The organism is Halorutilus salinus, assembly GCF_026242195.1.
GTDB lineage: Archaea > Halobacteriota > Halobacteria > Halobacteriales > Halorutilaceae > Halorutilus > Halorutilus salinus.
In genome coordinates this window covers 24,295-51,095 of record NZ_RKLV01000011.1, presented here as the reverse complement: position 1 = coordinate 51,095, position 26,801 = coordinate 24,295, and the positions used below count along the sequence as shown (strand labels likewise).

At 60.2% G+C, this 26,801-nt stretch carries 32 protein-coding genes and 1 pseudogene; 22 read left to right on the top strand and 11 right to left on the bottom strand.

The window, feature by feature from the left end:
• Positions 1 to 50: 50 nt before the first annotated feature.
• Positions 51 to 1,403, bottom strand: coding sequence for a DNA cytosine methyltransferase (locus tag EGH25_RS10320; RefSeq protein ID WP_266088280.1), 1,353 nt, complete (start codon positions 1,401 to 1,403; stop codon positions 51 to 53).
• Between the two features lie 100 nt (positions 1,404 to 1,503).
• On the opposite strand from EGH25_RS10320, the gene EGH25_RS10315 reads away from it, so the two are divergent.
• From EGH25_RS10315 to EGH25_RS10275, 9 genes are all read left to right on the top strand, one after another.
• Entirely contained in the window at positions 1,504 to 1,791 is a 288-nt protein-coding gene (locus tag EGH25_RS10315) for a BlaI/MecI/CopY family transcriptional regulator (RefSeq protein ID WP_266088278.1), read from the top strand.
• Positions 1,792 to 1,839: 48 nt separating this feature from the next.
• Positions 1,840 to 2,697, top strand: a complete 858-nt coding sequence (locus EGH25_RS10310) for a TdeIII family type II restriction endonuclease (RefSeq protein ID WP_266088276.1) — start codon at positions 1,840 to 1,842, stop codon at positions 2,695 to 2,697.
• A 76-nt stretch (positions 2,698 to 2,773) separates the two neighbouring features.
• The gene (gene hisC / locus EGH25_RS10305) at positions 2,774 to 3,871 is read left to right on the top strand and encodes a histidinol-phosphate transaminase (RefSeq protein WP_266088274.1); all 1,098 of its coding nucleotides are present in this window, start codon (positions 2,774 to 2,776) and stop codon (positions 3,869 to 3,871) included.
• Positions 3,868 to 4,374 carry an adenylate kinase family protein gene (locus tag EGH25_RS10300; RefSeq protein WP_266088272.1) on the top strand — a complete coding sequence of 169 codons (507 nt, stop codon included), beginning with the start codon at positions 3,868 to 3,870 and terminating at the stop codon, positions 4,372 to 4,374. Before hisC ends, EGH25_RS10300 begins: the two co-directional genes overlap by 4 nt.
• Positions 4,371 to 4,970 carry a CDP-alcohol phosphatidyltransferase family protein gene (locus EGH25_RS10295; protein ID WP_266088270.1) on the top strand — a complete coding sequence of 200 codons (600 nt, stop codon included), beginning with the start codon at positions 4,371 to 4,373 and terminating at the stop codon, positions 4,968 to 4,970. The genes EGH25_RS10300 and EGH25_RS10295 overlap by 4 nt, the downstream gene beginning before the upstream one ends.
• A 110-nt stretch (positions 4,971 to 5,080) precedes the next feature.
• Positions 5,081 to 5,743, top strand: a complete 663-nt coding sequence (locus EGH25_RS10290) for a YIP1 family protein (RefSeq protein ID WP_266088268.1) — start codon at positions 5,081 to 5,083, stop codon at positions 5,741 to 5,743.
• Entirely contained in the window at positions 5,743 to 7,179 is a 1,437-nt protein-coding gene (locus EGH25_RS10285) for a CARDB domain-containing protein (protein WP_266088266.1), read from the top strand. The genes EGH25_RS10290 and EGH25_RS10285 overlap by 1 nt, the downstream gene beginning before the upstream one ends.
• Positions 7,176 to 7,826 carry an ABC transporter ATP-binding protein gene (locus EGH25_RS10280; RefSeq protein WP_276591977.1) on the top strand — a complete coding sequence of 217 codons (651 nt, stop codon included), beginning with the start codon at positions 7,176 to 7,178 and terminating at the stop codon, positions 7,824 to 7,826. Before EGH25_RS10285 ends, EGH25_RS10280 begins: the two co-directional genes overlap by 4 nt.
• Before the next feature lie 17 nt (positions 7,827 to 7,843).
• Positions 7,844 to 8,980 carry an ABC transporter permease gene (locus tag EGH25_RS10275; protein WP_266088264.1) on the top strand — a complete coding sequence of 379 codons (1,137 nt, stop codon included), beginning with the start codon at positions 7,844 to 7,846 and terminating at the stop codon, positions 8,978 to 8,980.
• Here EGH25_RS10275 and EGH25_RS10270 read toward each other — a convergent pair whose 3' ends face one another.
• The gene (locus tag EGH25_RS10270) at positions 8,981 to 9,868 is read right to left on the bottom strand and encodes a DUF7979 domain-containing protein (RefSeq protein ID WP_266088262.1); all 888 of its coding nucleotides are present in this window, start codon (positions 9,866 to 9,868) and stop codon (positions 8,981 to 8,983) included.
• Between the two features lie 99 nt (positions 9,869 to 9,967).
• Between EGH25_RS10270 and EGH25_RS10265 the strand changes: the two genes are divergently transcribed.
• Together EGH25_RS10265 and EGH25_RS10260 are read left to right on the top strand one after the other, a co-directional pair.
• Entirely contained in the window at positions 9,968 to 10,807 is an 840-nt protein-coding gene (locus EGH25_RS10265; protein ID WP_266088260.1) for a hypothetical protein, read from the top strand.
• Positions 10,808 to 10,889: 82 nt separating this feature from the next.
• Positions 10,890 to 11,360 (top strand): GNAT family N-acetyltransferase, encoded by a 471-nt coding sequence (locus tag EGH25_RS10260; RefSeq protein WP_266088258.1) that lies wholly within the window; start codon positions 10,890 to 10,892, stop codon positions 11,358 to 11,360.
• Here EGH25_RS10260 and EGH25_RS10255 read toward each other — a convergent pair.
• Positions 11,344 to 12,267, bottom strand: a complete 924-nt coding sequence (locus tag EGH25_RS10255) for a beta-ribofuranosylaminobenzene 5'-phosphate synthase family protein (RefSeq protein ID WP_266088256.1) — start codon at positions 12,265 to 12,267, stop codon at positions 11,344 to 11,346. The two genes, EGH25_RS10260 and EGH25_RS10255, sit on opposite strands and share 17 nt — an antisense overlap.
• A 53-nt stretch (positions 12,268 to 12,320) precedes the next feature.
• On the opposite strand from EGH25_RS10255, the gene EGH25_RS10250 reads away from it, so the two are divergent.
• Both EGH25_RS10250 and EGH25_RS10245 read left to right on the top strand, forming a co-directional pair.
• Positions 12,321 to 13,607 carry an amidohydrolase gene (locus EGH25_RS10250; protein ID WP_266088254.1) on the top strand — a complete coding sequence of 429 codons (1,287 nt, stop codon included), beginning with the start codon at positions 12,321 to 12,323 and terminating at the stop codon, positions 13,605 to 13,607.
• Position 13,608: 1 nt separating this feature from the next.
• Positions 13,609 to 14,049 (top strand): YjbQ family protein, encoded by a 441-nt coding sequence (locus EGH25_RS10245; protein WP_266088252.1) that lies wholly within the window; start codon positions 13,609 to 13,611, stop codon positions 14,047 to 14,049.
• Positions 14,050 to 14,062: 13 nt separating this feature from the next.
• Here EGH25_RS10245 and EGH25_RS10240 read toward each other — a convergent pair whose 3' ends face one another.
• Positions 14,063 to 14,446, bottom strand: coding sequence for a DUF7522 family protein (locus EGH25_RS10240; protein ID WP_266088250.1), 384 nt, complete (start codon positions 14,444 to 14,446; stop codon positions 14,063 to 14,065).
• Positions 14,447 to 14,529: 83 nt separating this feature from the next.
• Between EGH25_RS10240 and EGH25_RS10235 the strand changes: the two genes are divergently transcribed.
• Positions 14,530 to 16,035 (top strand): DUF885 family protein, encoded by a 1,506-nt coding sequence (locus tag EGH25_RS10235; RefSeq protein WP_266088248.1) that lies wholly within the window; start codon positions 14,530 to 14,532, stop codon positions 16,033 to 16,035.
• A 118-nt stretch (positions 16,036 to 16,153) separates the two neighbouring features.
• Positions 16,154 to 17,464 (top strand): restriction endonuclease, encoded by a 1,311-nt coding sequence (locus tag EGH25_RS10230; protein WP_266088246.1) that lies wholly within the window; start codon positions 16,154 to 16,156, stop codon positions 17,462 to 17,464.
• 83 nt (positions 17,465 to 17,547) lie between these two features.
• Here EGH25_RS10230 and EGH25_RS10225 read toward each other — a convergent pair whose 3' ends face one another.
• Positions 17,548 to 18,093, bottom strand: a complete 546-nt coding sequence (locus EGH25_RS10225) for a hypothetical protein (RefSeq protein WP_266088244.1) — start codon at positions 18,091 to 18,093, stop codon at positions 17,548 to 17,550.
• Between the two features lie 99 nt (positions 18,094 to 18,192).
• Between EGH25_RS10225 and EGH25_RS10220 the strand changes: the two genes are divergently transcribed.
• On the top strand, positions 18,193 to 18,930 hold the full coding sequence (locus EGH25_RS10220) for a DsbA family protein (protein ID WP_266088242.1): 738 nt from the start codon (positions 18,193 to 18,195) through the stop codon (positions 18,928 to 18,930).
• 1 nt (position 18,931) lies between these two features.
• Here the strand turns inward: EGH25_RS10220 and EGH25_RS10215 are convergent, their stop codons facing one another.
• Together EGH25_RS10215 and EGH25_RS10210 are read right to left on the bottom strand one after the other, a co-directional pair.
• Positions 18,932 to 19,219, bottom strand: a complete 288-nt coding sequence (locus EGH25_RS10215; protein WP_266088240.1) for a DUF7521 family protein — start codon at positions 19,217 to 19,219, stop codon at positions 18,932 to 18,934.
• Entirely contained in the window at positions 19,216 to 19,569 is a 354-nt protein-coding gene (locus EGH25_RS10210) for an ArsR/SmtB family transcription factor (RefSeq protein WP_266088238.1), read from the bottom strand. The genes EGH25_RS10215 and EGH25_RS10210 overlap by 4 nt, the downstream gene beginning before the upstream one ends.
• 97 nt (positions 19,570 to 19,666) lie before the next feature.
• Between EGH25_RS10210 and EGH25_RS10205 the strand changes: the two genes are divergently transcribed.
• The gene (locus EGH25_RS10205; protein ID WP_266088236.1) at positions 19,667 to 20,122 is read left to right on the top strand and encodes a ferritin-like domain-containing protein; all 456 of its coding nucleotides are present in this window, start codon (positions 19,667 to 19,669) and stop codon (positions 20,120 to 20,122) included.
• Between the two features lie 42 nt (positions 20,123 to 20,164).
• On the top strand, positions 20,165 to 21,601 hold the full coding sequence (locus tag EGH25_RS10200; protein ID WP_266088234.1) for an amidase: 1,437 nt from the start codon (positions 20,165 to 20,167) through the stop codon (positions 21,599 to 21,601).
• Between the two features lie 34 nt (positions 21,602 to 21,635).
• Here the strand turns inward: EGH25_RS10200 and EGH25_RS10195 are convergent, their stop codons facing one another.
• Positions 21,636 to 22,265, bottom strand: a complete 630-nt coding sequence (locus EGH25_RS10195) for a helix-turn-helix domain-containing protein (protein WP_266088232.1) — start codon at positions 22,263 to 22,265, stop codon at positions 21,636 to 21,638.
• 97 nt (positions 22,266 to 22,362) lie between these two features.
• Between EGH25_RS10195 and EGH25_RS10190 the strand changes: the two genes are divergently transcribed.
• A complete protein-coding gene (locus EGH25_RS10190; RefSeq protein ID WP_266088230.1) occupies positions 22,363 to 22,626 on the top strand; it encodes a DUF2249 domain-containing protein in 264 nt (87 codons plus the stop codon).
• A gap of 2 nt (positions 22,627 to 22,628) precedes the next feature.
• Here the strand turns inward: EGH25_RS10190 and EGH25_RS10185 are convergent, their stop codons facing one another.
• A complete protein-coding gene (locus EGH25_RS10185; protein ID WP_266088228.1) occupies positions 22,629 to 22,997 on the bottom strand; it encodes a cupin domain-containing protein in 369 nt (122 codons plus the stop codon).
• An 86-nt stretch (positions 22,998 to 23,083) separates the two neighbouring features.
• Between EGH25_RS10185 and EGH25_RS10180 the strand changes: the two genes are divergently transcribed.
• The 3 genes and pseudogenes from EGH25_RS10180 to EGH25_RS12320 form a co-directional block, all read left to right on the top strand.
• Positions 23,084 to 24,409: a heme-copper oxidase family protein gene (locus EGH25_RS10180; protein WP_266088226.1), complete on the top strand. Its 1,326-nt coding sequence runs from the start codon at positions 23,084 to 23,086 to the stop codon at positions 24,407 to 24,409.
• Between the two features lie 56 nt (positions 24,410 to 24,465).
• A complete protein-coding gene (locus EGH25_RS10175; protein ID WP_266088224.1) occupies positions 24,466 to 24,999 on the top strand; it encodes a DUF7998 family protein in 534 nt (177 codons plus the stop codon).
• Positions 24,981 to 25,169: pseudogene (locus tag EGH25_RS12320) on the top strand (DUF3565 domain-containing protein); the annotation flags it as partial. The gene EGH25_RS10175 and the pseudogene EGH25_RS12320, both read left to right, overlap by 19 nt.
• Before the next feature lie 41 nt (positions 25,170 to 25,210).
• On the opposite strand, the gene EGH25_RS10170 reads toward EGH25_RS12320, so the two are convergent.
• Together EGH25_RS10170 and EGH25_RS10165 are read right to left on the bottom strand one after the other, a co-directional pair.
• On the bottom strand, positions 25,211 to 26,443 hold the full coding sequence (locus EGH25_RS10170; protein ID WP_266088222.1) for an RNA-guided endonuclease InsQ/TnpB family protein: 1,233 nt from the start codon (positions 26,441 to 26,443) through the stop codon (positions 25,211 to 25,213).
• 5 nt (positions 26,444 to 26,448) lie between these two features.
• The gene (locus tag EGH25_RS10165; RefSeq protein WP_266088220.1) at positions 26,449 to 26,583 is read right to left on the bottom strand and encodes an AbrB/MazE/SpoVT family DNA-binding domain-containing protein; all 135 of its coding nucleotides are present in this window, start codon (positions 26,581 to 26,583) and stop codon (positions 26,449 to 26,451) included.
• Positions 26,584 to 26,801: the final 218 nt, after the last annotated feature.

The window sequence follows — 26,801 nt, the reverse complement described above, 5'->3', positions numbered from 1 at the left end:
ATGTACGTAGGATAGGTTAATTACGGTTGTGGTACCGGCATAATCTGCATTTAGATTCTAATCGGGGCTGATTCGTCCGTTTCCACCCCTGCACTCTCCATAACGAACCGACCAACACGGTAAGAGAGTAGGGGCGGAACGGCGTTCCCTATCTGTTCCGCTATCTCGCTGAAGCTCCCGTGGAATACGAAGCTGTCGGGAAAGCTCTGTATCCGCGCACCCTCACGGAGCGAAAGCCCACGGTTCTCGGTGGGATGTAGCTTCTCGCGCGGGCTGAACGAATGGGTATCTAATGTGTTTGACACGTCATTTCTGTCAAGGCGCATATACTTCGGGCGGACACCGCTCTTTGAGTTTATATCGTACGTCTCATCGTGACCTCCGTAGTCTGTCTTTCTTCTGAGCCAGCCATTTTCGAACAGACTGCGTACCGCTTCGTCTTCTGCTTCTATCTTTTCCAATGGCACATAATCGGGTCCGTTCTTGTCGGTAGCCTTGTAGCTCTTTCTAGTTCTGTGGCGAGAGATGAACCAGAGCGCGTTCTGTTCTTCCTCGGAGAATCTGTCTTCGAAAAGCTCCCAAGCCTGCACGTACATATCACCGAAACGGCTTGAGCGGTACATCTTGCCCTCAGGTATCCGCTCTACTATTCCCATGTCATCTTCGTTGGGGTGCTTAGCAACGTGGTTGTGCACCTCTTCTCCGTTACGAACCCACTCCTGATATCTGTTCTGTGGCTCTGTCAGCAGTTTGGCAGTCTTATCCTCTGATACAGGTTCCGGCAGGTCGGACAACGCTTCGCCTACAAGAACCGTCTCCTCCTTCATTTCGAGGTCATCAAACGTGGCTTGTGTGTCGTCAGGTAGCCTGTGAGTCGGCTCAGGAAGTCGAGGATAATCTTCCACATCATCTCTGACACCGATGGTAAAGTATCTTTTTCTGCTCTGAGGTACGCCGAACTCAGCGGAGTTGAGAACACCGTCCTCTATCTCGTAACCAGCATCTTCGTACCTTTCCCTGACCTGCTCCAGAAAGTCTCCGGATATGTTCTTTATTCCGGAGACATTCTCCATTATGACGTACTCCGGCTGTAAAACATCTATCCACCGCACAAAATCAAAGACAAGATTGTTCCTTTCGTCGGTTTCGTTGCGCTCGCCTTTTGCATGACTAAAGCCCTGACATGGGGGGCTACCGAAGACCACATCAAAATCTTCTTCGGCTATCTTTGCTGGCACTTCTTCGGAGATGTCGTAACAGATAGCTTCAGCTTTGGAATGATTCGTATCAAACGTTTTGAGTGCTTTCTCTTCTATGTCTATCCCATATAGAACTTCGATACCCGAAAGCTCAATACCATGACTGAAACCCCCACAGCCGCAAAATAAGTCAATTGCTTCCATCTTGAGTATCCTTTGGAAGTCAACCCAATATAATGTTTCCATTCCTTGTAGTCAATTTTGGCTACTATTTTTTATTGACAAGGGGATACAGTACCCCAGTATGGAGAATAAAAAGATTACTGAAGGAGAAGAGATAGTAACTTTATGTTCTGCACTATCGAATGAAAAGAGAGTTCGGTTATTACAATATATTCATGAAGTTGGTCAAGTAACGCTGAGAGAAGTACACGAAAATTTCTCCAACGAAATTGGTTTATCTCATAGAGAGACCACCCACAAATATTTAGAGAAGCTTGTTGACAGCGATATATTAAAAAAAGAAAGAGACGCCGAAGTCAACGAATTTGTGTATTTTACGGATTTTGATTGCGTAGAAATAATTCTGTAGGCAGACCCGCCTACAAAGGATTATGAGGTTATCTTTCACATCACGAACATGAAAGAAGAAAAAGATGAAGAATTCGATTATATAGGTGGATGTACGCTTGATGACAAGACAAAAAGAGAATTAAAGAAGGTGACCGACGACTTCTTTGAGCGACCTATAGAAAAAGCAGAAAACTTTGACTGGGAGGAATTCAAAAGAAATGAGACGTTCAAAGCCATCATGATGCCATCTGAGTTATTCTGGATATTAGCTAACTTTGAGCGGAGCTTTACACAGAAACTGGGGGAACAGATGTATGAAAAATTTGCCAAGGCAGTTGCAAATGCTAATGATGATATAGGTGATGCGGAGACCCAATATGAATTAATAGGCAAGAGATTGACAAATGAGCAAGAAAACATTATAGAAGACATAATATCTGGACTAGATAATCGTGATAGAGATCCAGATTGGGAGAAAGAAAAGAAGGAGGTCAAGGAAGTGTCATTAGACAAGCCTACCAAATCGACTGGTAAAATCACCTGGGATTTATGGATTAAGGATTTCAGTAACGGAAGACCACTGGCTGTGGAAATAAAAACCCCCAAACCAAATAAAGACCAGTCAATGGAGTCTAAACGACAGATGCTAAAAACTGTGGCTGTATATGAGCATGAGGATGAACCATGTCCAATAGTGCGATTCGTCTTCCCATTTAATCCATATGGGGATTTAGCAGATTACGGTCACTGGCCGCCTCAAAGCATATTCAATGTAACCGAAGGGGATGGAATGTTGGTTGGAAAGGAATTTTGGGACTCGATAGGGGGCGAAGGAACCCGAGAAGGTCTGTATAATTTTCTCCTTGAGGAGTCGGGCGACAACATTGAAAAGCTTGAAAGGCTCGCCGGAGACTCTGAGCTTTAAACTGAGTTAATTTCGCCGTATCGGTTCCTATACTTCATCAAGTTCTTTATTATGAGTCGCTACATCTCCGATATAGATGAAGATACTCAGAGACCTGTCGGAACTCGACGAGTACGTCCCGGGACGCGGCGTCGAGGAGGTCGCGCGCGAACACGGTCTCGATCCCGACGAACTCGCAAAGCTGGCTTCGAACGAGAACCCTCTTGGACCCCCGCCCGCCGTCGAGGAGGCGGTACGTGAAGCCGCGCCGACCGTCAACGTCTACCCGACGGCTTTACACGAAGACGTACGCGGGGAGGTCGCCGAGGCGGTCGGTGCTCCCGTCGAGAACGTCGTTCTGGGTGCGGGTGCCGACGGCGTCTTCGACACTGTTGGGCGCGCGGTTCTCGAAGACGGCGACGGGGTTCTGACGCCCTCGCCCGGCTTCTCCTACTACGGCATGTCGGCGCGCAACCTCGGAGGCTACGAGAGTAGCTACGGTCTGCGGACTGACGACGGCGGCTTCGGCTACGACGCCGGACGTATAGTCGACGCCTACGACGGCGAAAAGATCGTCTATATAACAGCGCCGAACAACCCGACGGGGACGGACACGACGGTCGAAACCGTCGAACGTGTCGCCGACGAGGTCGACGGACTCGTCTTCGTCGACGAGGCTTACCACGAGTTCTCCGACCGTGAGAGCGCCGTACCGCTCGCCCTCGAACGTGACGACGTTGCGGTTGCTCGCACCTTCTCGAAGGCGTACGGTCTCGCGGGTCTGCGTGTCGGTTACGGCGTCCTCCCCGACGGTATGGCGAGCGCATACAGGAAGGTCGTCACTCCGTTCTGTGTCGGCGGTGTTTCGTTACGTGCCGCAAGCGCCGCTCTGGGTGACGACGGGCATGTAACCGAGACGGTCGAACTCGCACGGTGGGGGCGTGAGTACATGACCGAGAACCTCGACGCGCCGACGTACGACACCGCCGCAAACTTCGTTCTCGTCGACGTATCGCCGTGCGACGCCTCGGAGGTTGCGGGTGAACTCGAAAGACGCGGCGTAATCGTACGTGATACCACATCCTTCGGTCTCCCCGAATGCATACGTGTCTCCGTCGGTACACGCGAGGAGACACGGCGTGCGGTGCGCGAGATAAACGACGTTTACGCCGACGCACGGGGTGAAAGTGGATGAGGATCGCGGTTACAGGGACGCCGGGCGTTGGAAAGACGACCGTCGCGCGCCGCCTCGCAGACGAACGCGGTGTGAGCTACGTCGATATAACGCGGCGTGTCCGTGAAGGCGCATCGAAGGGGTACGACGAGGAACGCCAAGCCCCTGTTGCTGATGTCGACGCACTACGCGACGATCTACCCGAAGACGCCGTCTTCGACGGACATCTCTCGCACCGTCTCGAACCCGGCTTTACGGTCGTCCTACGTTGCGAACCCGACGTTCTGCGTTCACGTCTCGAAGAACGCGGCTGGGGTGACGAGAAGATAGACGAGAACGCCGAGGCGGAGGCTCTCGACGTTACGACAGCCGAGGCGCTCGACACGGAAGCGCCCGTCTTCGAGTTCGACACGACCGAACCGACTGTGGAAGAGACGGTCGAACGCGTCGCGCGGGCTGTCGAGGAACGCGACGAACGCACCGGTGTTGTCGACTGGTCGGCGTACGTGGAGGGACGTGTATGACGCTCGCCGATCTCGATGAATCCGCCGAGGACGCCTTCGAACCCTTCGTCTCTGGGATCGAACGCCTCGGCGCAACGCCGAATCAGGTTTCTGTCGTCTCCTTCCTCGTCGCCGTCACAGCCGCGGGGAGCTTCTACACCGCCACGACAGCCGGATACGTCGGTGGCTCGCTCCTCGTCGCCGTAAGCGCCGTCCTCGACGCCGTCGACGGTCAGTTAGCGCGCCGAACCGGAAAGGCGAACCCCCAGGGCGACATGCTCGACCACACGCTCGACCGTTACTCAGACCTCGTACTTATCGCGGGTATCGCGGGCGGTGTCGGTGCTTGGGCTGTCGGTTTCTTCGCTGTCACGGGCGTCTTCCTGACCTCGTACATGGGCACTCAGGCGCAGGCTGTGGGTGCGGGACGCGACTACGGCGGACTCCTCGGACGCGCCGACCGTATGGCTCTCATCATACTCGTCGGCGTCGTACAGCCCTTCGTCCCACTCGTCGAGGGTCTGACGGCTCTCGGATGGTTGCTTGTCTTCTTCGGCGTCGTCGGCAACCTGACGGCTGTACAGCGTTTCCGTGCCTCGTGGAACCAGCTGTCCTAAGCGGATACCCGAAAAGGTATTTTGGGCTTACGCCAGCTACTTTAAGCCGGCTCCACAAAGGTTGTTCATGTTGATCGGTATACGACACAAAGACCGCGTAGGTGGTGACGGTGGCTTACAGGGCGCATAACCTCGTTCTCGACCCCGACGGCTTCTTCGACGCCGAGTCCCAAACCCCACGTCTATGGATACCCGCGGTCGTCGTTCTTCTGATAGGCGTCGTCCGTGCAGGAAGAGGTCTTTACGTGAGCAACTACACGACGTCCGCTATGGAAGCCGGAGGAAGCGCCGGCGCGGGCGCGGGTACAGGGATGCGCGTACTTTTCACGCTCCCCTCGCTGATCATACCTTTCGTACCGTGGCTCGTTGTTGGTGGTATCTTCGTCGGTGTCTGTACCTACCTCGGAGGCGAAGGGGGCGGCACAGAAACGCTCTCAGTCGCAGGATGGGGCTTCGTACCCGCGCTCTTCGGTGCTCTCGTAACCTTGGGCTTGACGCTGTACATACTCGGAGGCACGAACCCGTCGGGTATTCAGGAAGCCGTAGAGGTACAGCGTACGATGTTCGAGACGCTCCGTTCGGTTCAGGTACGTGCGCTTGGGTATGTCTTCGTTGGATGGCAGGCTTTCATATGGAGCTTCGGGATTAAACACGTCCACGGGCTCGAACTTCGTAAGGCTACGGTGCCCGCCGTCACGGCTGTAGCTGTCATCGTCGCGTGGGATCTCTTCGGTGGCGCTCTCCTGACAGCCGTAATGGGGGTGTTCTACTGATGCGGCGTACTGTAGCCGTCTTGGGTATGGTCGTACTCCTGTTCGTCTCCGCCTCCGCCGTCTCTGCGCAGTCGGGGACGGAGGGTATACATATCTCAGACGTAAACGTAACCCCCGAAACGCCGCAGGTCGGCGAGACGGTGACCGTGACGGCGACGGTGGAGAACGACGGAGAGACTGCTTTCTCACTAAGTCAGGTCAGTCTGCTCCGTTGGGAGGAGTCGTCAAGCTTAGGAACCACCAACATAGGAACCATCGCGCCGGGCGAGAGCATACAGGTTCCGTTGACGACGACGTTCGAAACCGAAGGCACCAAACGGTTCGAAGTACGCGCGAGCGGAAAAGGTACAAACATCGGAACCGTAAACTACCCGGTTTCGGTGGACGTTGAGGACAGCCCCGTGAGGGCGGACGCGTCCGTCCGTTCAGCCGCCGTCGGCGCGTGGAACCCGGTCGAGGTAGAGGTTTCGAACGGCGGTGCGGGCGAGATACGTGGTCTCCGTGTGACCGCCGACGGATACGGCTTTACGACAGAGAAGGACGGCTTTCTCACCAACCTGTCGGCGGGTGAGACAGGGACGGTCGACGTTCTCGTCTCGTCCGACGTAGCTGGTGAGAAGGATATACGCGTCTCCGTCGGCTACACCAACTCAGACGGAAACAGCCTGACCGTCGAGGATACGGTCACCGCACGTTTCGAGGAACGCGACCACGAACTCGGGTTACGCGCCTCCTCGTCGGAGAACGGTGTGGAGGCTACGGTCGCCAACGTCGGTAACGCCGCCGTACAGAACGTCCGTGTACGCGGAGGCGTTGCGGTTTCGTCCGTCGATGTCGGCGACCTCGGCGCGCGTTCCTCTGAGACGGTCGTTATGAACGTCACGGGCGTACAACGCGAGACGACGGTCGAGGTTACCGCCTCGTACGAGCTCGACGGCGAACGCAGGACAACGACGACAACGATCGACTACACGCCGCGTTCCAACATACGTCTAACCGGTACCTCGGTCGAAGGCGCTGGTTCTGTTACGGTCACGGGTAGCGCGAGCAACGTGGGTGTCGAGGACGCAGAGGGCGTCGTGGTCGGGGTCGCAGAGACACCCAACGTCGAACCCGCGCCGCCGCAGTCGGACTACTTCGTCGGAACCGTACCCGCGAGCGACTTCGGTACGTTCGAGCTCAACGCACGCGTGACGGGAAACGTGTCCGAGATACCCGTCTTGGTTAGCTACGTAGCCGACGGCGACTCAGTCGAACGCGTCTACAACGTCACGTACTCGGCTGTCGGCGCGGGTATGACGACGCAGGCTTCCGAAGCCTCGTCGTCTCAGGACGGTTCGGGTGAAGGCTCGTCAGGTGTACCCACGTCCGCCTCGGTCGTTATCGCTGTTCTGGTCGTCGGCGTCGTCGCCTACGGCTGGAGGAAACGCGGATGATAGCCCGGCTTGAGAACGTCGTAAAACGGTACGACAGCGGCGACGAGACGCTGACAGTCCTCGAAGGCGTCGACTTCGGTGTCGAACGCGGCGAGTTCGTGACCGTCATGGGTCCGAGCGGATGCGGAAAGACGACGATGCTAAACATACTCGGACTCCTTGACGAGCCTTCGGAGGGAACCGTACGGCTCGACGGCGACGACGTGACGGGTCTCGACGACCGAGAGCGCACGGAGGCGCGCAAGAGGTTCGTGGGCTTCGTCTTTCAGTACTTCTACCTCATACCTTCGCTGACGGCTCAGGAGAACGTCGAAGCCCCCACGGTCTTCTCAGGCGGAAGCGGCGGACGCGCCGGCGAACTCCTCGAAAAGGTCGGTTTAGGCGACAGAAAGGAGCACAAGCCCGCGGAGCTTTCGGGCGGTCAGAAACAGCGCGTCGCCATAGCGCGTGCGCTCGTAAACTCGCCCGACGTGATCCTCGCCGACGAACCCACGGGTAACCTCGACAAGGAGACGGGCGACGAAACGCTTCAGCTCATACGTGACCTGTGTGACGAAGGCGTCGGCGTCGTCGCCGTCACACACGACGAACGTATCAAGGACTACTCCGACCGCGACGTGGAGCTTGACGACGGGGTGGTACTCTGAGACGTCTTTACCGTCTCATGCCGAGCCTTCTGATGGCGCGCAGGAACCTCGTACGTAACCCTCTGAGGTCGGGTCTTGCGTGCTTCGGTATCGTCATAGGCGTCGTCGCCATAGCGTCGCTCGGCATACTCGGCTTTACGCTTCAGGCGGGTTTTACGCAGAACATGGGCGATGTTGCAAATCAGGTCGAGGTCGTCCCTGCGACGGATACGGACGCCGGCTTCGGTACGGTTACGAGCCAGACGCTTACCGACCGTGAGGTACGTGACGTACGCCGCACCGCCGTGGGTGCGACGGTTACGCCCGTAAAGCAACAGACGGTGGATATTAGCTACGGCGACACGTCGGCGGGGAGGAACGCGTACGCCGTCGAGAACCCCGAAGCTCTCTTTGAGGCGGACGAAGGACGCGTGCCCGCGAGCCTTTCGAGCGGTGTTCTCGTGGGTAGCACGTTCGCCGACCAGCTGGAGATCAACGTCGGTAGCGCCGTTACGGTCGACAACTCGTCGTACCGTGTCGTCGGCGTCCTCGCAGAGGAGCCTTGGACAGCGCCCGTCAACCCTAACTTCAACATCGTCGTCCCCGAAACCGAGCTACGTGACGCGGGGTACAGCCGCGTAATCGTGGAGGAGGGGTCGGCGAGCGCCGCCAACGAGACCGCGCAGGATATACGTGAGAGCATGAACAGACGTGAGGAGGTTGTCGAGGTTCAGGAGAACAGCGAGCTTATAGAGCAGGTACGGTCACAGCAACGTCTTCTCAGCCTGTTCCTTATCGCCGTCGGCTCCATATCGCTGTTCGTCGCGGGTGTCAGCATACTCAACGTCATGCTGATGTCGACCGTCGAACGCCGCGAGGAGATAGGCGTCCTCCGTGCCATCGGCGTACAGCGCACCAGCGTTCTCAAGATACTCCTCGCCGAGGCTACGCTTCTCGGCTTCGTCGGCGGTGCTGTCGGCGTCGTCGTCAGCCTCCTCGTGGGCGGCGTCATCAACCACTTCATGCTCGACGATGCACTCATGGTGCTCCGACCCGGAAACCTGCGTTACCTCGGTATGGCTCTCGGATTCGCCGTCGGTATATCGTTGCTCAGCGGCGCGTATCCCGCATGGAAGGCGGCGAACGAACGCCCCGTCGAGGCGCTCCGAGGATAGCTATCCTCCGTCTTCCACCACGTTCGGGGTGTAACTCATCTCCGCCCGGTAGGTCGTACCCTCGTACTCGACGACCCACTCGCCACCCCATTCGTCCTTCGTAACCGCCTCGTGTTCGCGGAAACGCCGGACGAGCGACTCGAAACCCTCGCTCGCGCTCCCCTCGTAGTAGCCTCCGTCGAGAGCGTCGTCAACGATCGCGCGCTCCTCATCCGACAGACCGTCGAGCGTAAAGCTGTACTCGTCCCGCGCCCACGCGCCGAACCCCTCCGCGTCCTCGGCTACCTCGTCGGCGGTGTACGTAAACTCCTGTCTCTCGATACCCCGGCGTCGTTCGGCGTCGACCTCGTACCTCAGCCCCTCGTGGACAACCGTCGCGCCGTCGATGAGGACGGAGGCTCCGTACTCCCCCTCCCCGTACGGGAACTCGGTGCCGCCCTCGAAACCTTCGTCGGTCGCGTTCTCGTCCCCGAAGACCTCCATGAGTGCGCGTCTGTCGGCTTCGGGTAGCTCGTCGTAAGCCATCTCGCCGTCGACCGACGACGAACCGACGTTCTCGACACGCAGGACGTAAAGGCGATCCTCCGAGACTGTTCTCGCCTCCACCGAGAGGTCGTAGTAGGCTCCTTCGTAGAGAACGGAACCGGCTTCGACGGGCGGTTCGAGACCCGATTCGTCGCCTTCCGTCGTGTAGCTTCGGTTCTCGACGGCGCGTCGTACGACCTCCTCGTCGTCCGTACCTTCGACCTCCTCGGCGACCCTGTCGGCGAGTTGGGTGTCGTTCACCTCGTTCAGTATCAGTACCGCGCGCGGGTCGGCGCATCCCGCGACGGCGACGGCCGACGCACCCACGGCGCTCCTCAGAAAGCCGCGGCGCGTTAAGTTCATAGGGTTCGTTGTGCGTCACCGTACAAGTAACCTGCGTAAGCCGAAACGGATCTTTGACCTACCCCGTGGATATAACTGACACACGTACGATGTCGGGGTATGGACACGGAGATAGATCCTGTCAGGATACTGTACGCCGTTGGCGTCCTGCTCGGAGTGATCGCCACCTTCTACTTCGGCTTCCGTCTACTCGAAGACTTGTCACCGACGACGACTTCCGCGACGCTCTTCCTCGGGTTCGTCGTCTTCCTCTTCGCGGGTCTTTACGCCAGAAACGGAAGCCTCGACACCGTCTTCTACGCCCTCTCCGCAGGCTCGTACCTCGTCTTCGTAGCCTACGTCCTCGAAACATACGACCTCGGCGACGGCGGTGTCTTCGCGCTCCTCGCCGGCTCTTCCGCCCTCTTCGTCGCGCTCGGATACGCGTCGAGCAAGGGCGTGTTCGAGGTCGACCGCACCAAGGCGGTGGTCGGTATCGCCGTCGTCCTCGTACTCGTCGTCGGTCTCCTCGTCTTCGACGCCACCGGTGCACAGCCGGGTTATTCGCAGGAGTTCCGTGACACGGTCGATATACCCGATGGTATCGACGAACAGGTCGTCGTTGGCGAGACGGTGGCGAAGAACCCGTTCGTCCTTTCGCGCAGAGCAGATCCCCCGTCTGTCACGGGCTGTCTCTATACACCCGAAAGGAGACACGTCTCCCTCAGACGCGACGTCCCGTACAGCCTTGTACTCGGAGGCGGTGAAACGCGCGGATTTGACGTTACCGTCGCCGGAAGCTCCTTCTTCGACCACGAGGACGGGGAACTCACGAATCTCATGCCGAACCGCGAAGGTATACCCGTGGAGGTTTCCGAAGCATGCCCCGAAACGGCGGACGAGCCGAAGCTCGTCGTCGTGACGGGCGAAGAAACGACGGCGCGACCCGTACCGCCCTGACGAGGACGGGGCGTCGCTCCGACCGCCCGTTCGGAGCCATCCACCCGTTGGAATTATATTCCATCCTTACGTAAACCGTGTAGTGCGTTACGAACGTAGCCCGCCCGACGACACCTCCTACCTCGACGAGGTCTGGGAGCTGAAACAGGATATACGCCGCGAGGAAGGCTTCCTACGCCAGACGTGGGACTTTTTTTCGTCCGCGTACGAACGGAACACGGCGTACGTACTCCTCGACGAACAGGGTGCGGTAGGCTTCGCGGTCGTCCGGGGCGACGGCTACGTGCTGTTCCTCGCGGTACGTACCGACAGGCGCGGCGAGGGTGTCGGAAGAAGCCTCGTCGAAAAGACCGCCGAGGATCACGACAAGCTGACGTGCCATACGCGCGTATCCAACACCAACGCCGTCGAGTTCTACCGTCATCTCGGCTTCGAGGTCGAGAGACGTGTCGGCAACTACTATCAGGACGGTGAGACATCTGTATACCTGTCGCGCGACCGGTCGTCGTCGCTCCGTAGCCGTATCACGGACGTGGTCAAGAGGGAAGACTGACGCGCGCGCCCCTGTTGTCGGGACACGCGACGTAGCTTTCGGCGTCGATCGAGTTAGCCACGTCCTCGGCGTCCTCGGCGGTCGTTACGGCGTAGACCGAAGGACCCCAAGACGACTGACCCGCGCCTGCAACGTCGTCGCGGTCAGAAAGGCGTTCGACGAGGGGTTCCGACTTACGGTGGTAGACGCCGTCCTGTTCGTCAGCGTACCGTTCGCCGTTGAGACGGTCTACTTCGGCAACCCCCGCGCCGAACGCGTCGATGTCGCCCTCCGCGGCTCCGGGAAGGACACGACCCACGAACTCACGTCGAACCGCGTCGCCTATACCGGCTTCGTCGCCGACGACACGACGCATGCTTCTTTCCTCCGCCTCACCGTGCGCCCCTGCGCCGTCGGGAACCGCGACGACGAAACGCCAGTCCGACGGTAGGTCGTGACGGACGGCGACCGAAGGGATCCGGCGTTCGCCGCGGTCGGCGTCGACCGGATGTCCCGCGTCCACCACGAAACCGCCGCCCTCGAAGACGGCGCGTCCGACGCCCGAACGTACGCCGCGTCCCATCTCACGGACGTGACGGCGTTTAGCCTCGACGCCGTTTGCGCCCGCGACGGCTTCGAGAACCGCGGACGCGTGCTGTGTGCCGCTACCCAAGCCGACGTGTCGTGGAACTGAGTCCTTGACACTGAGACGTGCGCCACCGACACCGAGTACGTCGACGGCTTCGCGTACGAGTTCCTCGAAGTAACCGCCCGCATCCGTCTCAACGCCGTCCGTTTTCTCAGCCTCTACGACGGCACGCGGACGGTCTATTCCGATACCGACGCCGCAGAACAGACGCCCCGTCTCACCCGAAAGATCGAGGAATCCGAAATGCAGACGTGCGGGCGTCTCTACGGTGACAGTCATCAACTGAGGTAGCCTACCGACGCACTTTAGGCTTCGGCAGACGACGGTCGGTCATGGAGCTACTGATAGAGGACGGACACGTGTATACGGACGGCGAGGCTGTCGAAGCCGATGTCGGCGTCCGCGACGGACGTATCGCCGAGGTGGGTGACGTCCGCGACGCCGACCGTGTTCTCGACGCGTCGGGATGTCTCGTACTTCCCGGAATGGTGAACGCACATACGCACGCCTCTATGTCTCTTCTGCGCGGGTACGCCGACGACCTCCCTCTGGATAGATGGCTTGAGGAGCATATCTGGCCCATAGAGGCGCATCTCGAACCCCAAGACATCCGTGTGGGCGCGGAACTCGCCGCTGTCGAGATGATAAGAACGGGCACAACGGCTTTCGCAGACATGTACTTCGGTATGGACGAGGTCGCGGACGCCGTCGATGTATCGGGTCTACGCGCCTCACTCGGATACGGTATCATTACAGTCGGGAAGGACGACGACGAGGCGCGCGAGGAGCTAAACGAAGGCGTCGGCTTCGTACGTGAGTACGACGGTGCAGGGGACGGACGTATCTCGACGATGCTATGCCCTCACGCGCCGTACACGTGCGACGAACAGACGTTACGCGAAGCCGCGAGGGCGGCACGCGACGAGGGGGTGACGCTCCATACGCATCTAAGCGAAACCGACGGAGAGGTTCGGGACTCGGTCGATTCACACGCCGAACGTCCGCCGGCGTATCTCGAATCCTTAGACTTCTTCGATGGTGACGTATACGTCGCCCACGGCGTCCATCTCGACGGTGACGAGATAGAGATGCTCGCAAACCGCGGCGTAGGCGTCGCACACTGCCCGTCGGCAAACATGAAGCTGGCGTCGGGAACCGCGCCCGTCGCAGAGATGCTCGACGCCGGTATGACGGTGGGTATCGGTACCGACGGACCCGCGTCGAACAATACGCTCGACATGTTCAAGGAGACGCGTCACACAGCCCTCGTCGCAAAGAGCCGCGAGGGCGACGCCTCCGTCGTACCCGCACGCGAGGCTCTCGACGCGGCGACGCGCGGGGGCGCTGAGCTACTCGGCACCCAATCGGGCGTTATCGCCGAAGGGCGACCCGCCGACATCGCCGTCGTCGACCTCGACGCGCCACATCTGACGCCGCGCCACAGCCTCGTTTCGCACGCCGTCTACGCCGCAAACGGCGGCGATGTCGTACATACGGTCGTCGACGGCGAAGTTCTGATGGAGGACGGACACGTCGAGACGGTCGACGCCGGAAGGGTCACCGCCGAGGCGGAGGAGAGGGCGCGTAGACTCGCCGAACGCACAGAGGCGGAGGCGTAGAATGCGTAGCTTCGAGGTCGAAACCGACTCGCGGACACAGGTCGCCGGTATCACGGATCGCGTCCGTTCGGCTGTCCCCGACGACGCGACGGGCGTCTGCACCGTCTTCGTTCGCCACACGACAGCGGGCGTCGTCGTACAGGAGAACGAGGATCGTCTCGTCGACGATATCGAGGACTTTCTCCGTGACCTCGTTCCCGACGAAGGGCACGCACACGACGCGCTCGACGAAAACGTTCGTCAGACGCGGTCTGACGAGCCATCCGGAGCCGACGGTTCCGGAAATGCGGACTCACATCTACGCGCGACGGTCATCGGTTCGGACGTTTCTATACCTGTCGAGGACGGCGAACTCGCGCTTGGGACATGGCAGAGCGTTCTTTTCGTGGAGTGCGACGGATCCAGGACGCGCGAGGTGACCGTCGCCTGCACCCCCTCGTAAGAGGGTTCCGCGACTAACCGTAGTATCCCTCAGCTATCCCGTACAGCGTCCGAATACCGGGGTCAGCATCGCCGTCGAGTGATACGAACAGCCCTTCCTCGTCGTCCGTGGGCCAGAAATGCGCAACCGTCCCGTTCTCGAATATACGTATCTTGCCCCTTACGTCTCCCATTTCGTGGAAAAGGGTCTCGTGGAACACGGAGCCGACGTCCTGTAGCACCACGTCGTCGTAGATACTCTCTATATCCTCCGGCGAGTACTCGTCGTCGATACCTTCGGCGGAGTACTGCAGACTGTAGCTGTCCTGATCGTACGTTGCGACCGCCCTTACCGAACCGGGGTATCTCTCCCGAAGCTCCGAAACGACCGAGCCTTGGGATGTTTCAGAACCGGGCATCGTGTCTAACTGTAGGCACCGCGGGTATAAAAAAGGTACCGCGCGTCCGTTCCAGTTATACGTCGCGCGCCGTAACCCTGAGTATGACGCTCAACGATCTGCTGGACGGGTATCTCGACGGTACACTCGAACGGAACCCCCACGTCGCCACCGTTCTCGGTGTCCACAAGTACGACGACGAACTTCCAAGCGGTACGCGCGCATCCGTGGAGGAAGAGATAGACACGGCGCGGTCACTCCGCGACGAACTCAACGGTACCGACGGCTACGAGGCGGAACTCGTACGTGCCAGCCTCGACTACGATCTTTACGAGATGGACGAACTCCGTCTATGGGAGCGCGACCCGCAGGCGGCGGACGCCGTCGTCTCCTTCGTCTACCCTCTGTATACGCGTAACTTCGCACCGTTTCACGAACGCGTCGAAAGTATCGCCGACCGTCTCGAAGACGTCCCCGGCTATCTTGAGGAGTCGCGCGAACGCGTCGTCGAACCCGTCGATGCATGGGTCGAGACGGAGAAGGAGGCGTGCGAAACGGTACCCGGCTTTCTCCAGCTAATCGCCGACGAGGCGGGCGGTATGGAACGTCAGGATCTCGCTTACCGCGTCAGCGTCGCGTGCGAGAATACTGTCGACGCCCTCGACGAGCATCTCGAATGGCTCGAATCGCTCGGTACGCGCTCCGACTGGCGTATAGGACGCGATGCTCTCGACGAGCTTCTCGCGCGCCGGTGTATGCCACCGTCGGACGAGGTTCTCACGCTCGCGGAGGAAGAGGTCGAGAAAGCGAACGACGCACTCGCCGACGCCGTCGAGGCGCTCGGTGCGGAGCCGACCGACGCCGTCGACGCTGTCGAACACGACAGACCCGAACCCGACGCCGTCCTTGACGAGTACCTCGGCGCGGCGCGTGAGGCGCGTTCCTTCGCGTCGTCGGTCGTCGAACTCCCTGAGGAGGGCGTCAACGTCGCCGAAACGCCTGAGCATATCGCACCTCTGGTTCCGGATACGGCGTACCTCGAACCCACGCCTTTCGGCGATGAGACGCCGGCTTACTACGTAACACCGCCGGGCGACCATCCGCGCGCCGAGATAGCCGGACGCGCCGTCACCGACCTGTACCCCGGCGAGCATCTCCAGAAGACCTTCGAGCGCGCGTCGGCTTCGAACCCCGTCATACTCGCAGGACGTTTCAACGCCTTCGGCGACGACTTCGCCGAGGGATGGAAAGGGTACGTCGAACGTCTCGGCGTTGAGCACGGATACGGCGACGCGCGTTACGAGGCTTACGTCGCGCGCAACCGTCTCGTCGCCGCGTGTCGCGCACTCGTCGACATCAAGCTACAGACGGGCGAGATGACGGTACGTGACGCCGCCTCGTACCTCGCCGACGAGGCGGGTGTTGAGGGCGAGGAAGCTGTTGCGGAGGTACGCGGATACGGACGTGAACCCGGCGCGCAGGTCTCGCGCCTCGTCGGTACGCGCGCACTCCTCGAACTCTGTGACGGACGCGACGCCTCCTTCCGGAGCCGTCTGCTCGAAGGCGGCGGCGTCCCCGTCGAGTTCCACAGAAGGAGGATCGGGGACTGAGGCACGGACAGCGTAAACGTTACCTCCGGTGGACGTTCGGAACTGATGGAGATCATGGACAGCGACACCGGGCGGCGTAAACGTTACCACCGACGGATACGTACACCGACCCGGACGGATGACGCTCTTGGACGAACTCTCAGGCTACGAGTTTGAGGAGAAGACTGTCCGTATCTTCGAAAAGCTCGGGTACGAGAACGTCCGACAGCTACCCAGAACCGGCGACAAGGGACGCGATGTCGTCATGGAGGACGGCGACGGAACCGTCGTCGTAGAGTGTAAGCATACGGAGACCTTCGGACGTCCCGTCGTACAGAAGCTACATTCGGCGGTCGAGACGTACGAGGCTGACGGATCGACGCGCGGTATGGTGGTCACGACGGGACGGTTCACGTCGCCCGCGCAGGAGTACGCCGAGAAGGTCGGTATCGAGCTAACCGACGGACGCGACCTGCGCGAGATAGGCGACGAGATAGGTATGGACATGTACAACGGACGTATTGAGGTACTCTGCGACCGGTGTTTCGAAGCCGACGACCCCGCGGTGACGGTCAGAGACGCCTTCCGCGGTATCGAGAACTTCCCCGCGTCGCTCGCCGACGAACCCGACACAGCGCTGACGCTCCATCCTGTCGTGGCTGTCGAGACGGAGACGGACGCCGTCTTCGAGACGGGTGTCGGCGTCGTACACCGTGTCCACGACTCTGACACCGTCTACCTCGACGCAGGTAGACGTGGCGGCGACACGTTACCGTCGGAGGTCGAGGCTCTCGTATCCCGAGACCTCGGAGCGGATACGACGGTGGAGATCGACGACGGCTTCGAGGATCCCTTCGACGAGGTCAACGTCCAGAGGTTCGAGGGGACGGAGGAGGACTACGTCGACCCGGTCGTGGAACGCCGACGCGACGAACACGCGACGACCGTCCGTTACACGGGCGACAACAACGTGACGTACACAAAGGACTGCGTACCCGACGGGTCGGACGTCGATGTCGTCGACCTGACACCCGTCTACCTGCCCCGCGTCCGCGCCAACGTCGATGCACGCGGCTACGACTACCCGTACGAGTGGTACGAGACGACGACCGCCAAGGAGGTTACGGAGGACGGCGTCCACCGGTGCGTACAGTGCGGCGGTTCCGACGCCGAGACGTACACTTTCTGCGAAAACTGCGGTAGCATAAACTGCCCGTCGCACACGAAGACGGAGCGCGTCGAGGGTGAACCTGTCTGCACCGGATGTGCCGTAACGGAGAGGTTCGCGTTAAGCAAGAAGTACTTCTACGACGAAACGAACCTCGAATCCTTCCGCGACGAGTACGCCGGGATGCCCGCGCACGAGAAGGCGATGGAGAACAAGCCGCTCGTCGGCGCGGCGGCGGTTGCGCTCGTACTCGTCGTTCTTTTCGCCGTACAGATGTTGTGAGAGGTGTCATACCGTCCGAAGTACATCCGAGGGTTCGACGCGGAGAGCCACGGGGGCGACCACCTGCGACGCGACGGCTTCGATCACGATCCACCGCCCTGTGTGACGCCGCACCTTTCCGGATGTCCCGCGCGTCCGAGGAAGAAGACGAGGAGAGCCAGACCGCCTACACGGAGAAGCGTTCCGTCGTACGGCATAGCGGCGAGAGCACCTGTCAGACCGATGAAGCCGAGTAGACCCGCGCCACAGCTTGCGCAACCCGAGGCGAGGAGTCCGGGAACAACACCTACGAACTCCTTTGGCTTTGACAGACCCACGGCGCGTATCTGCCCGACCGTATTGACGACGGCGACGCCCGTCAGGACGGCGTAGAGTACGACGAGCGAGACGCCCGTTAGACCGCTTGACCGGTACGTCGTCTCTGTCAGGGATACGACGACGTAGCCGAGCCAGCCGACGCCGTCGCTCAGCATCTGCGCCGAAAAAGTCGGCATCGTACTGAGGACGAGTACGACGTACATCACGACGGAGATAGACAGGGCGAGTACCGACCTCGGTAGGGAGCCGAACGGGTAGGCGACCGCGTCCGAGAGATCTTTCAGGAACCGCTCGTGCGTTCCGTGTTCCATGTAGGTCGTAGACGTGACGGCTGTAAAAGGCTCGCCACGGTTTACTCGGAGTGAAAAACGCCTGAGGTCTTTATACTACGCCGCTACCGATACCGGGTTATGGAGATATCGAGACGTTCACTGCTCGCTGTCGCCGGCGTCGCCACCGCGGCGGGAGGCGGCTACCTCGTCGGATCCGGAGGAGGAGACGGAGAAGATGTCGACCTGAGCGGACACGAACCCGCGGTTTCGCCTTCCTTCCACACCGACGACGGCACCGGATACGAGGGCGTGGCTTTCGACGGTAAGCCGATCTTAGGTTCGTCGGACGCTGACGTTGAGATGTACTACTGGATGGACTTCCAGTGCCCGTTCTGCGAGAGGTTCGAGCGCCAAACCTTTCCGGATCTGTACCGCGACCACGTCGAGACGGGCGACGTCCGCATGGTTCTGACGACAGTCCCCTTCTTCGGCGAGGACTCGATGACCGCCGCGGTTGCTTCGTCGTGCGTCTGGGACGAGGTCAGGGGTGGCGACGCATCGAAGTACTGGAACTGGCACACAGCGGTCATGTCACAGCAGGGTGACCGTAACTCAGGATGGGCGTCCGCCGACAGCCTAACCGCCATCACCGAAGCGGTGTCGGGCATCGACGCGGGGCGCGTGGAGGACTGTCTCGCGTCCGAGAGGGGCGAACGCGCCGAGGTCGTGCGTTCGCAGGCGGAAAAGGCGCGCTCCCTCGGTGTGCGTGCCACACCCGGCTTCGTCATACATAACCGCGACACGGGGCGCTCGACTTCCCTTTCGGGCGCACAGCCCCTCGAACTCTTCGAGCGCGGTATAGACGAGGTTTCCTGAGTCAGGACGCGCCCTCGTTTCCTTGGCGCGTGAGCGAGACGAGAACGAACAGCATACCGCTTGAAAATATGACCGCCTGTACGGCGGCGGCGGATACGAGCGTCGTGTCGAAGACGCGGTAGACGACACCTTCGCAGACAGCCCCGACGCCGATGAGTATGAAGCCGACGGCGACGTACAGCATCGCTTCGTTGCCGCTCCTCGTGTATCCATGGTAGGCGAGGTATGCAACAACGAGGCTAAGCACGAGGGCTACGAGCTTTACCGCCACGAAGCCGGGCTGTATCATCTACTGTCCTGTATATCCGACCACAGTGACGTGAAGCTATCGGCGAGCTCGTCACGTTTCTCGACCGTCAGCGAGAACGAACCGTCCGAGAGTTCAGCATGCACCGCCCCAACCGCTGTTACGAACTCCCTCTTATGCGAGGCTTCCGGGTCTACCGTCGACCTCTCGTCTACGAGACCGTGCTCCTTCAACGTCGAAAGACGTCTGTAGACCGTGGTTAGCGATGCATCGGTCGCGTCGCTGAGTTCCTGTGCCGTCTTCGGCTCCTCAGCCGCGGCGAGTATCTCGCGCGCGTAGTCGTCGCCCAAGAGACGGAAGATATCGGCTGTCGACGGTTCGTTCCGTGTCATTGCACAAAGATCACCCGATAGCGCAAAAAGGGCGGCGTTCCTCGCCGACACGCACGACCGCCGGCTATATCCGACGCGCCTTCTTACCTCGTATGTCATGTCATCGAAGAAGGTCGTCGAACTACTGAGGAAGGCGTACGGCGACGAGATGGAGACAGTAATGAACTACCAGACGAACGCGATCGTTCTCGATGGCGTCCGTGCGGAGGAGATAAAGGAGAGCCTGAAGGCGGATATACAGGAGGAGCTTGGTCACGCCGAACAGCTCGGACGCCGTCTCAAACAGCTCGATGCGCGACCTCCCGGCTCGTCCGAGTTTACGCCGCGTCAGGACTCGCTCCAGCCGCCAGAGGAGTCGACAGACGTTCTGTCGGTGATACGCGGTGTTCTCGACGCCGAGGAGGACGCTATAGCGACCTACCGCGAACTCATCGAAGCCGCCGAGGAAGCACAAGATCCCGTGACAGAGGATCTGGCGGTGACGGTACTCGCCGACGAGGAGGCGCACCGTACGGAGTTCCGTGGATTCGAGAAGGAGTACAGCAACGGCTGACGACGCCGCAAACGTTAATCCGGGCGCGTGTCTGGTTCTTACATGGACGTTTTTGACTCCGCGACGAGGATAGCGCGCCGTGTTCGCTCCGGCGAACTCGACCCCGTCGATGTCGTCGACGCGTATCTTAGACGTATCGACCGGACGGGCGACAGGACGAACGCGTACGTGACGGTTCTCGAAGACGAGGCACGCGAGGCGGCGCGCGACGTACGCGGACGCGTCGAGGACGGCGAGGATCTACCCCTTGCGGGTGTGCCCGTCGCTGTCAAGGATCTGTCGGAGACGAAGGAAGGGGTGCGTAACACGAAGGGACTCGCGCCGTTCGCCGACAACGTCGCAGACGAGACATCGGTCACCGTACGGCGTCTCCAAGACGCGGGTGCCGTCGTCGTCGGTATGACGAACACGCCCGAACTCGGTCATACCGTCCGTACCGACAACGAGCTACAGGGATCGACAGCGACGCCTTTCGACCTCGAAAGAAACGCCGGTGGTTCGTCAGGAGGTAGCGCGGCGGCGCTCGCCGACGGTCTCTGCGCACTCGCAACGGGTTCGGACGTTGGTGGCTCGTTACGTAACCCGGCTTCGTGTTGCGGCGTCGTCTCCGTAAAGCCGAGCCACGGCGTCGTCCCGCGCGGGAACCGCACGAACGGCTTTCGGGGTCACACGCCCGTCGGCGTACTCGGACCCATGGCGCGTAACGTACGTGACACGGCGGTCGCACTCGACGTTGTCGCCGGAAAGGACGCCACCGACCCGTTCAGCGTTCCCAAGGAGGGTTCTTACACCGACGCCGTCGAGGAAGCCCCCGACGTCTCCGAACTGTCGCTCGCCTACTCGCCCGACCTCGATCTTTTCGCGGTCGCGCCGGAGGTACGCGAAGCCGTCGAGGAAACCCTCTCGACCGTCGAAGATGCGGGAGCAACCGTCGAACGCGTCGAAGTCGGAACGCCGGATTTTGGCGACCTGACCTACGCATACACCGTCGCCGTCACGACGTTCTTCGCGACCGCCGTCGACGAGATAGACAACGAGTACGGTGTAGACCTAACCGAGGATCACGTCGACGAACTCCCGCGTGACCTTCTCACGCTCGTCGAAACGGGACGTACGAACGGTATCACCGAGTACACACGGTCGGACTTCGTAAGAACCGATCTCTACCACGAGATAGAGGATACCGTCTCACGTTACGACGCACTCGTCTGTCCGACGCTCGCCACACCGCCGTTGACACACGACGAACCGATGCCGACGGAGATAGACGGCGAGACTACGAACGGACTCCCTACATCATGGATGCTGTCGTGGATATTCAACATGACGGGACATCCGGTCGTCAATCTGCCTGCAGGAACCGCCGACGGTCTTCCCGTAGGCGCACAGTTCGTAGGCGGGACGTACGAGGAAACGTCGTTGCTCGGCGTAGCGCGTGCTGTCGAAAGAGAAACGGAGTGGACGTACCCGGACGTATAAGTCAAGAGAGAGGCAGGTACGCGTTTAGACCGTCTTAACCTTCCAGAAACTCGGATACGACCTTCCCCTCGGCGCGGTGGAGGATCTCGCTACACGTCGACTTGGCTATATCCATCTCGTTAGCCACCTCGGACAGTGAGATCTCGCGCGGTGTGTCGTAGTATCCGAGTTCGTGCGCTTTGCCGACCACCTCCCTCTGCTTTTCGGTAAGGAGACACGCGTCTTCCTCAACGTCACGGACGTACTCTATGGTGTACTCCATACCCATCGAATCGAATGCGGAACCGAGTTCGGAGAGGCTTTCGTGCGAAGCTCTCAGACGCCACTCACCGACGCCGTCCTGTATCTCGAACGGCATCTCCATTGGAACGCCCGACTGCGACGCCTTCTGCAGGATCAGGTGTTTCTGTGACTTCAACTGTACCAACGCCGTTCTGTTTTCGTCTTGCTCGTACAGAACCTCGCTATCGTGGATAGCTTCGTGCTCGGAGATGTCGTCAAGCGCATCCTCGTACCCCTCTCCCTCTATCTCTACGACGCCCACGCCGTGGTCGTCACCGGGTAGCGCCGAGACGACACGGAAGACTGTGTCGGGGTGGCTCTTTGAGACATCGTGAACCCACATCGACTCCGGAACGTTTGCGGATATCTTGGCTTCGGGCAACGTGACCAGCCTAACGGGACGCCCTCATATACCCCTTGCGCCCGTCGGTGAACATATTCGGCGCAAGAGTTGGTTCGGTCGACCGTGTAGGTTCTGTATGGAGCCGGAAAGCTACCTCGGAACCGACGGTGTTCCCGAAGACGCGCCGTTTGAGAGGATAGACGCCGTCGAACTCCCGCCCCCTGAACCGTTGACGAAGATGCTCGAAACCCTCGCCGAACTCGATGACAGAACCGTGCTCGTCCAGTCGAACGACCGCGCGCCACAGCATCTGTACCCCAAGCTTGAGGAGCGCGGCTACGACTACGTCACGCACGACGAGTCGGATCGCACGGTGACCGTCATCTGGAAGCCGGACTGAGTTCAAGGCTCGAAAACCCCTTTACGTAGACCTTCGCGCACCTTGTCGTGGTCGTCGTCGGTCGGCGGCGGCGATGTGACGAGAAGGGCTTCCAGACCTTCGTCGCCCGCGCGTACTCCTCTTTCGACACCTGCTGGCACAGAGACGACGTCGCCTACACCGACCTCGTGTTCGTCCTCGCCGTCACGCACCGTACCGTCGCCGTCCTGAACCACGACGGTTAATGTGCTGTCGGGCGCGTGTACGGGTATGAACTGTCGGGGTTCGAAGTATCCTAGTACGGTCTTCTGTGCACCGTCGGAGTAGAACACCCGTGCGGAAAACCTCTCGTCGTCGTACAGCCTCTCGTCCCCAAAGCTCGTCTCAGGCATACGTGTAGATGGCGCGCCGTAGAGGTTGGTGTTACCCCATACATGTTCGGGGTGAACGGTTCAAAAGCGGGGACTGTATGCTGTATATGGGAACCGCTCTGGGACAGGTGGATGCGGAGACGGGTCCGCCTTCCGCCGTACCGTTACAGCACTTCGTCGTCGCACTCGTCTTTCTCGTAACCGGCGTGTCGGCGGGTGCTCTCGCCGTCTTCCAGCTCGTCCACGTACTCCCGCACGTCCATCTCCTTCTCGTAGGCTGGGTCTGTATCAGTATAATGGGGGCTATGACACAGTTCGTGCCCGTCTGGTCAGGCGTTTCGCTCCATTCACGAAGGCTGGCACGTGCGGCGCTCGTAGCCACCGGTTTCGGGGTCGCAGGTCTCGCCGTGGCGTTCGGTTTCGGACGTTACACGGACGCCGTGCTACCGGGCGGTGTACTTCTCGTCGGACTCTGGGGCTTCGTCTACAACATCGGACGGACGCTCCCGACGGTCGACGTACGCCGCCTCGACGTTACGGAGACGCATTTTCTGTTCGCGCTCGTGTTCGTCCTCGTCACGACCTCGCTCGGCGTTACACTCGCCCTCGACTACCGGTGGAGCCTTCTCGCGGAGACGCCGTTCGGAAGAGGTGATGTCGTCGGTACGCACGCCGTCTTCGCCGTTTTCGGCATCGTCGTCACGACGGTTCTCGGAGCGATGTACCAGCTCGTGACGATGTTCACACAGACGGAGCTACATAGATTGGGTACCTACGTCAAGAGGTTCGAGATACGTGCGTATCCCGTAGGCGTCGTCGCCCTCGGCGTCGGGAGGCTTCTCTCCGCCGAAGCGGTCGTCCGTATAGGAAGCCTGCTCGTGCTCGTCTCCCTCTTGGGGTTCGGCGTCATCGTTCTCAGAAAGCTGTACGAGAGCCGTGTCAGCATTCTTGGACATCCGATGCTCGTCAGGTACGCCGTCGGCGTGCCAGCCCTGATCGTATGGACGGTCGTCGTATCCCCTTCGTGGGTAAGCCATCCCCTACCCTCAGGCTTCGCGGGCGGTACGGCGAGCGCGCACGTCCTACTCGCGGGCTTCGTCGGATACGTGGTCGTCGGTACTGTGTACCATATCATCCCCTTCCTCGTCTGGGTCGAGAGCTACAGCGACCGTCTCGGTCTGGAGGACGTGCCTATGATAGACGACCTGTACGACCCACGCCTCGAACGTGCCGACCTCACCATGACAGCCGTGGGGACTGCGGGCGTCGTGGCGGGTACGGGCGTCGGTAACGTAGCCGTCGCGGGTGCTTCGGGTGCGGTCGCAGTCGGCGGATACGCCGTCTTCGCCGTCAACGTCCTCCTCACCGTGCGGAGACACAAGCCTGGCGGCGTAACGGGTCTGTTCCGACGCGCCGACGCCGGAACCGAATGACGCGCGGGTGACATGTACGGGGTAGTTCTTATTCGGCTACGAGGTCTATGTAACGTATGTCACTACTCGGCGGAGAGGAGGATTTTGACGGGTACGACGACTTCGTACGGGGGAACATCCCGGAGACGGGTGGTTTTCTGCGCGGACAGGATGTTCTCGAAGGCGACGAACACGTCGAGTTCCACCGTACCACGCGTGATATCTTCGAGGAACGCAAGGTCTACGACATGACGTTCAACTACAACCTCACGCGTCTCAACCTCGACAGCCGACATCCCGACGCAGGGTACAGGTACGCCGAGGACACGGAGGACGACGGCGTTCTACGCGCCGAGTTCACGCCCACTACAGAGTTCTGTCCTCAGAGTCATACGCTCGCTATCGGCTCCTTCCGTGCGTGGAACGGTCTGAGCGACCGTCACGGCTATGACGAGGTTCGTGTCCGTGTCGACGACCACCACAACAGCGACGACATAAACGAACGTATGCGCGAGATAGAGGAGCGGTACGGTGGCGAGGACGTGGACGCCGTCAACGCCGCGGGGGGCGACGTTTCGTCTTCGGACGGACGGTGGGCGGAAGGACCGTGAAACGCCGTATACGCGGCTACGCCCTCGGCGACGATGGTGATACGGTCGCCGTACTCGACTGCGGTCATACGCAACACGTCCGCCACGACCCGCCGATGGTGCGGCGCGAATGGGCGACGACGCCCGAAGGCAGACGTGAGCATCTCGGTACGACGGTCGACTGCGTCGACTGTGACCGCGGCGAACCGCCTGACGTGAACCCACCCCGAGGTCAAGCCTCGGGGCTTCCTGCTTCCACGACGCGCTTTGCAGGAACCGCGAGGGTTCCCGTAGGGAGCGCAGTCTGCACAGGCATTGATTCGGAGCGTCCCGCCCCTATCTGTGAGCGACCGCGAGAAAGGATGTTCTTCGCCGCGTTCAGGTCCCTGTCCTCGGTGTGACCGCAGGCCGGACAGGAATGTTCTCGAATCCAGAGTGGTTTCGACGTTTCCACACCGCACTCGGAACACTCTTTGGTCGTTCCTGCTGGTTCGACTCGAACGACGTGAGTACCATGCAAGTCGGCTTTGTACTCCAAGAGGTCCAGAAAACGCGACCATGCGGCGTCCTGCTTGTTTTTGGCGTTCTGGCTGGTTTCCAGCATCGGCTTTACGTCCAAATCTTCGACGGCCACCAAATCGTACTCTCGAACTAGCCATGTCGTGAGTTTGTGCTGGTAGTCCAGCACTTTCCGCTTGATTTGCCGCTTCGCCGTGGCGACGGTCTGCCGTTGTTTCTCCCAGTTGTTCGACCCGTGTTCTTTCCGGTCGAGTTTCCGCTGTTCGCGCCCGTAGCGGTCGTACTCGTCGGAGAGGTCGAGCATATCCACCGCTGTATCGTCGCTGGTGTGGATGTACGAGAGAATCCCGAGGTCTACGCCCACGCAGTCGGCGGGGTCGAGTGCATCTGGACTGGGTTTCTCGGGTAGGTCCTCGTCCGGTCGTTCCGTGACGAGACAGACGAACCAGTCGCCGGTTCGCTCCTTCTTCAACACGACGCGCTTGATGTTCTCGGTGGCGGGAAGCTCTCGGTGCGCTCGAATCGGGATGTGGCCGATTTTCGAGAGTCGGAGTGTTGCGTATCCGTCTTGGCCCGTGGTGTGATTCACGTCGAAGCCTTCGGACTGATACGCGACTGACCGACGTTCGCCGCTCCCCTGCCACTTCAACCGGCCTGTCTTGTGGCCGTTTTTCCGCCGCCCCTTCTGTGTCTCGACGTTTTTGTGTATCTCCGAGACGGTCTGTTGGGCGGCGTGTGCCGAGACTTCCGAAAAGAGCGGCCACCGCTGTTTCCAGCCGGTGAGTTTGCGGTGCTGGTCGTAGGCGGTTGGCCGGTTTCCGTAGTCGTGTGAGTAGTAGTCGCGGATGGTGTGGTTCCGTATCTGTCGATGGATTTCGATGTGACGCCACGCTTCGCTGGCGGTTTCCTCGTCGGGATACGCACGACAGCGAAGCGTTACGTCCATGCGAGTTAGTCCAGTCGTTCGACAGTGAGTTTGATTCGGTCGCCCGGTTCGATACCGAGCGGGTCGCGTACATCTTCGGGAATTGTGACCTGTCCTCGGTCACGGACAGTCGGGTAACATTCCATCTCTTTCTGACCCATATAGACTTGTTCTGATTCGGTCGAATTAAACGTTTCGACACTGTAGGCCTGTGGGCCGGGAGAGACACCCCGGCGGCTGGTCGGCCACTGTCGGCTTCACCCTCGGGGTCAAGCCCCGAGGCACTCGCCTCGAACCGCCTGGGAGAGACACCCCGGCGGCTGGTCGGCCACTGTCGGCTTCACCCTCGGGGTCAAGCCCCGAGGCACTCGCCTCGAAC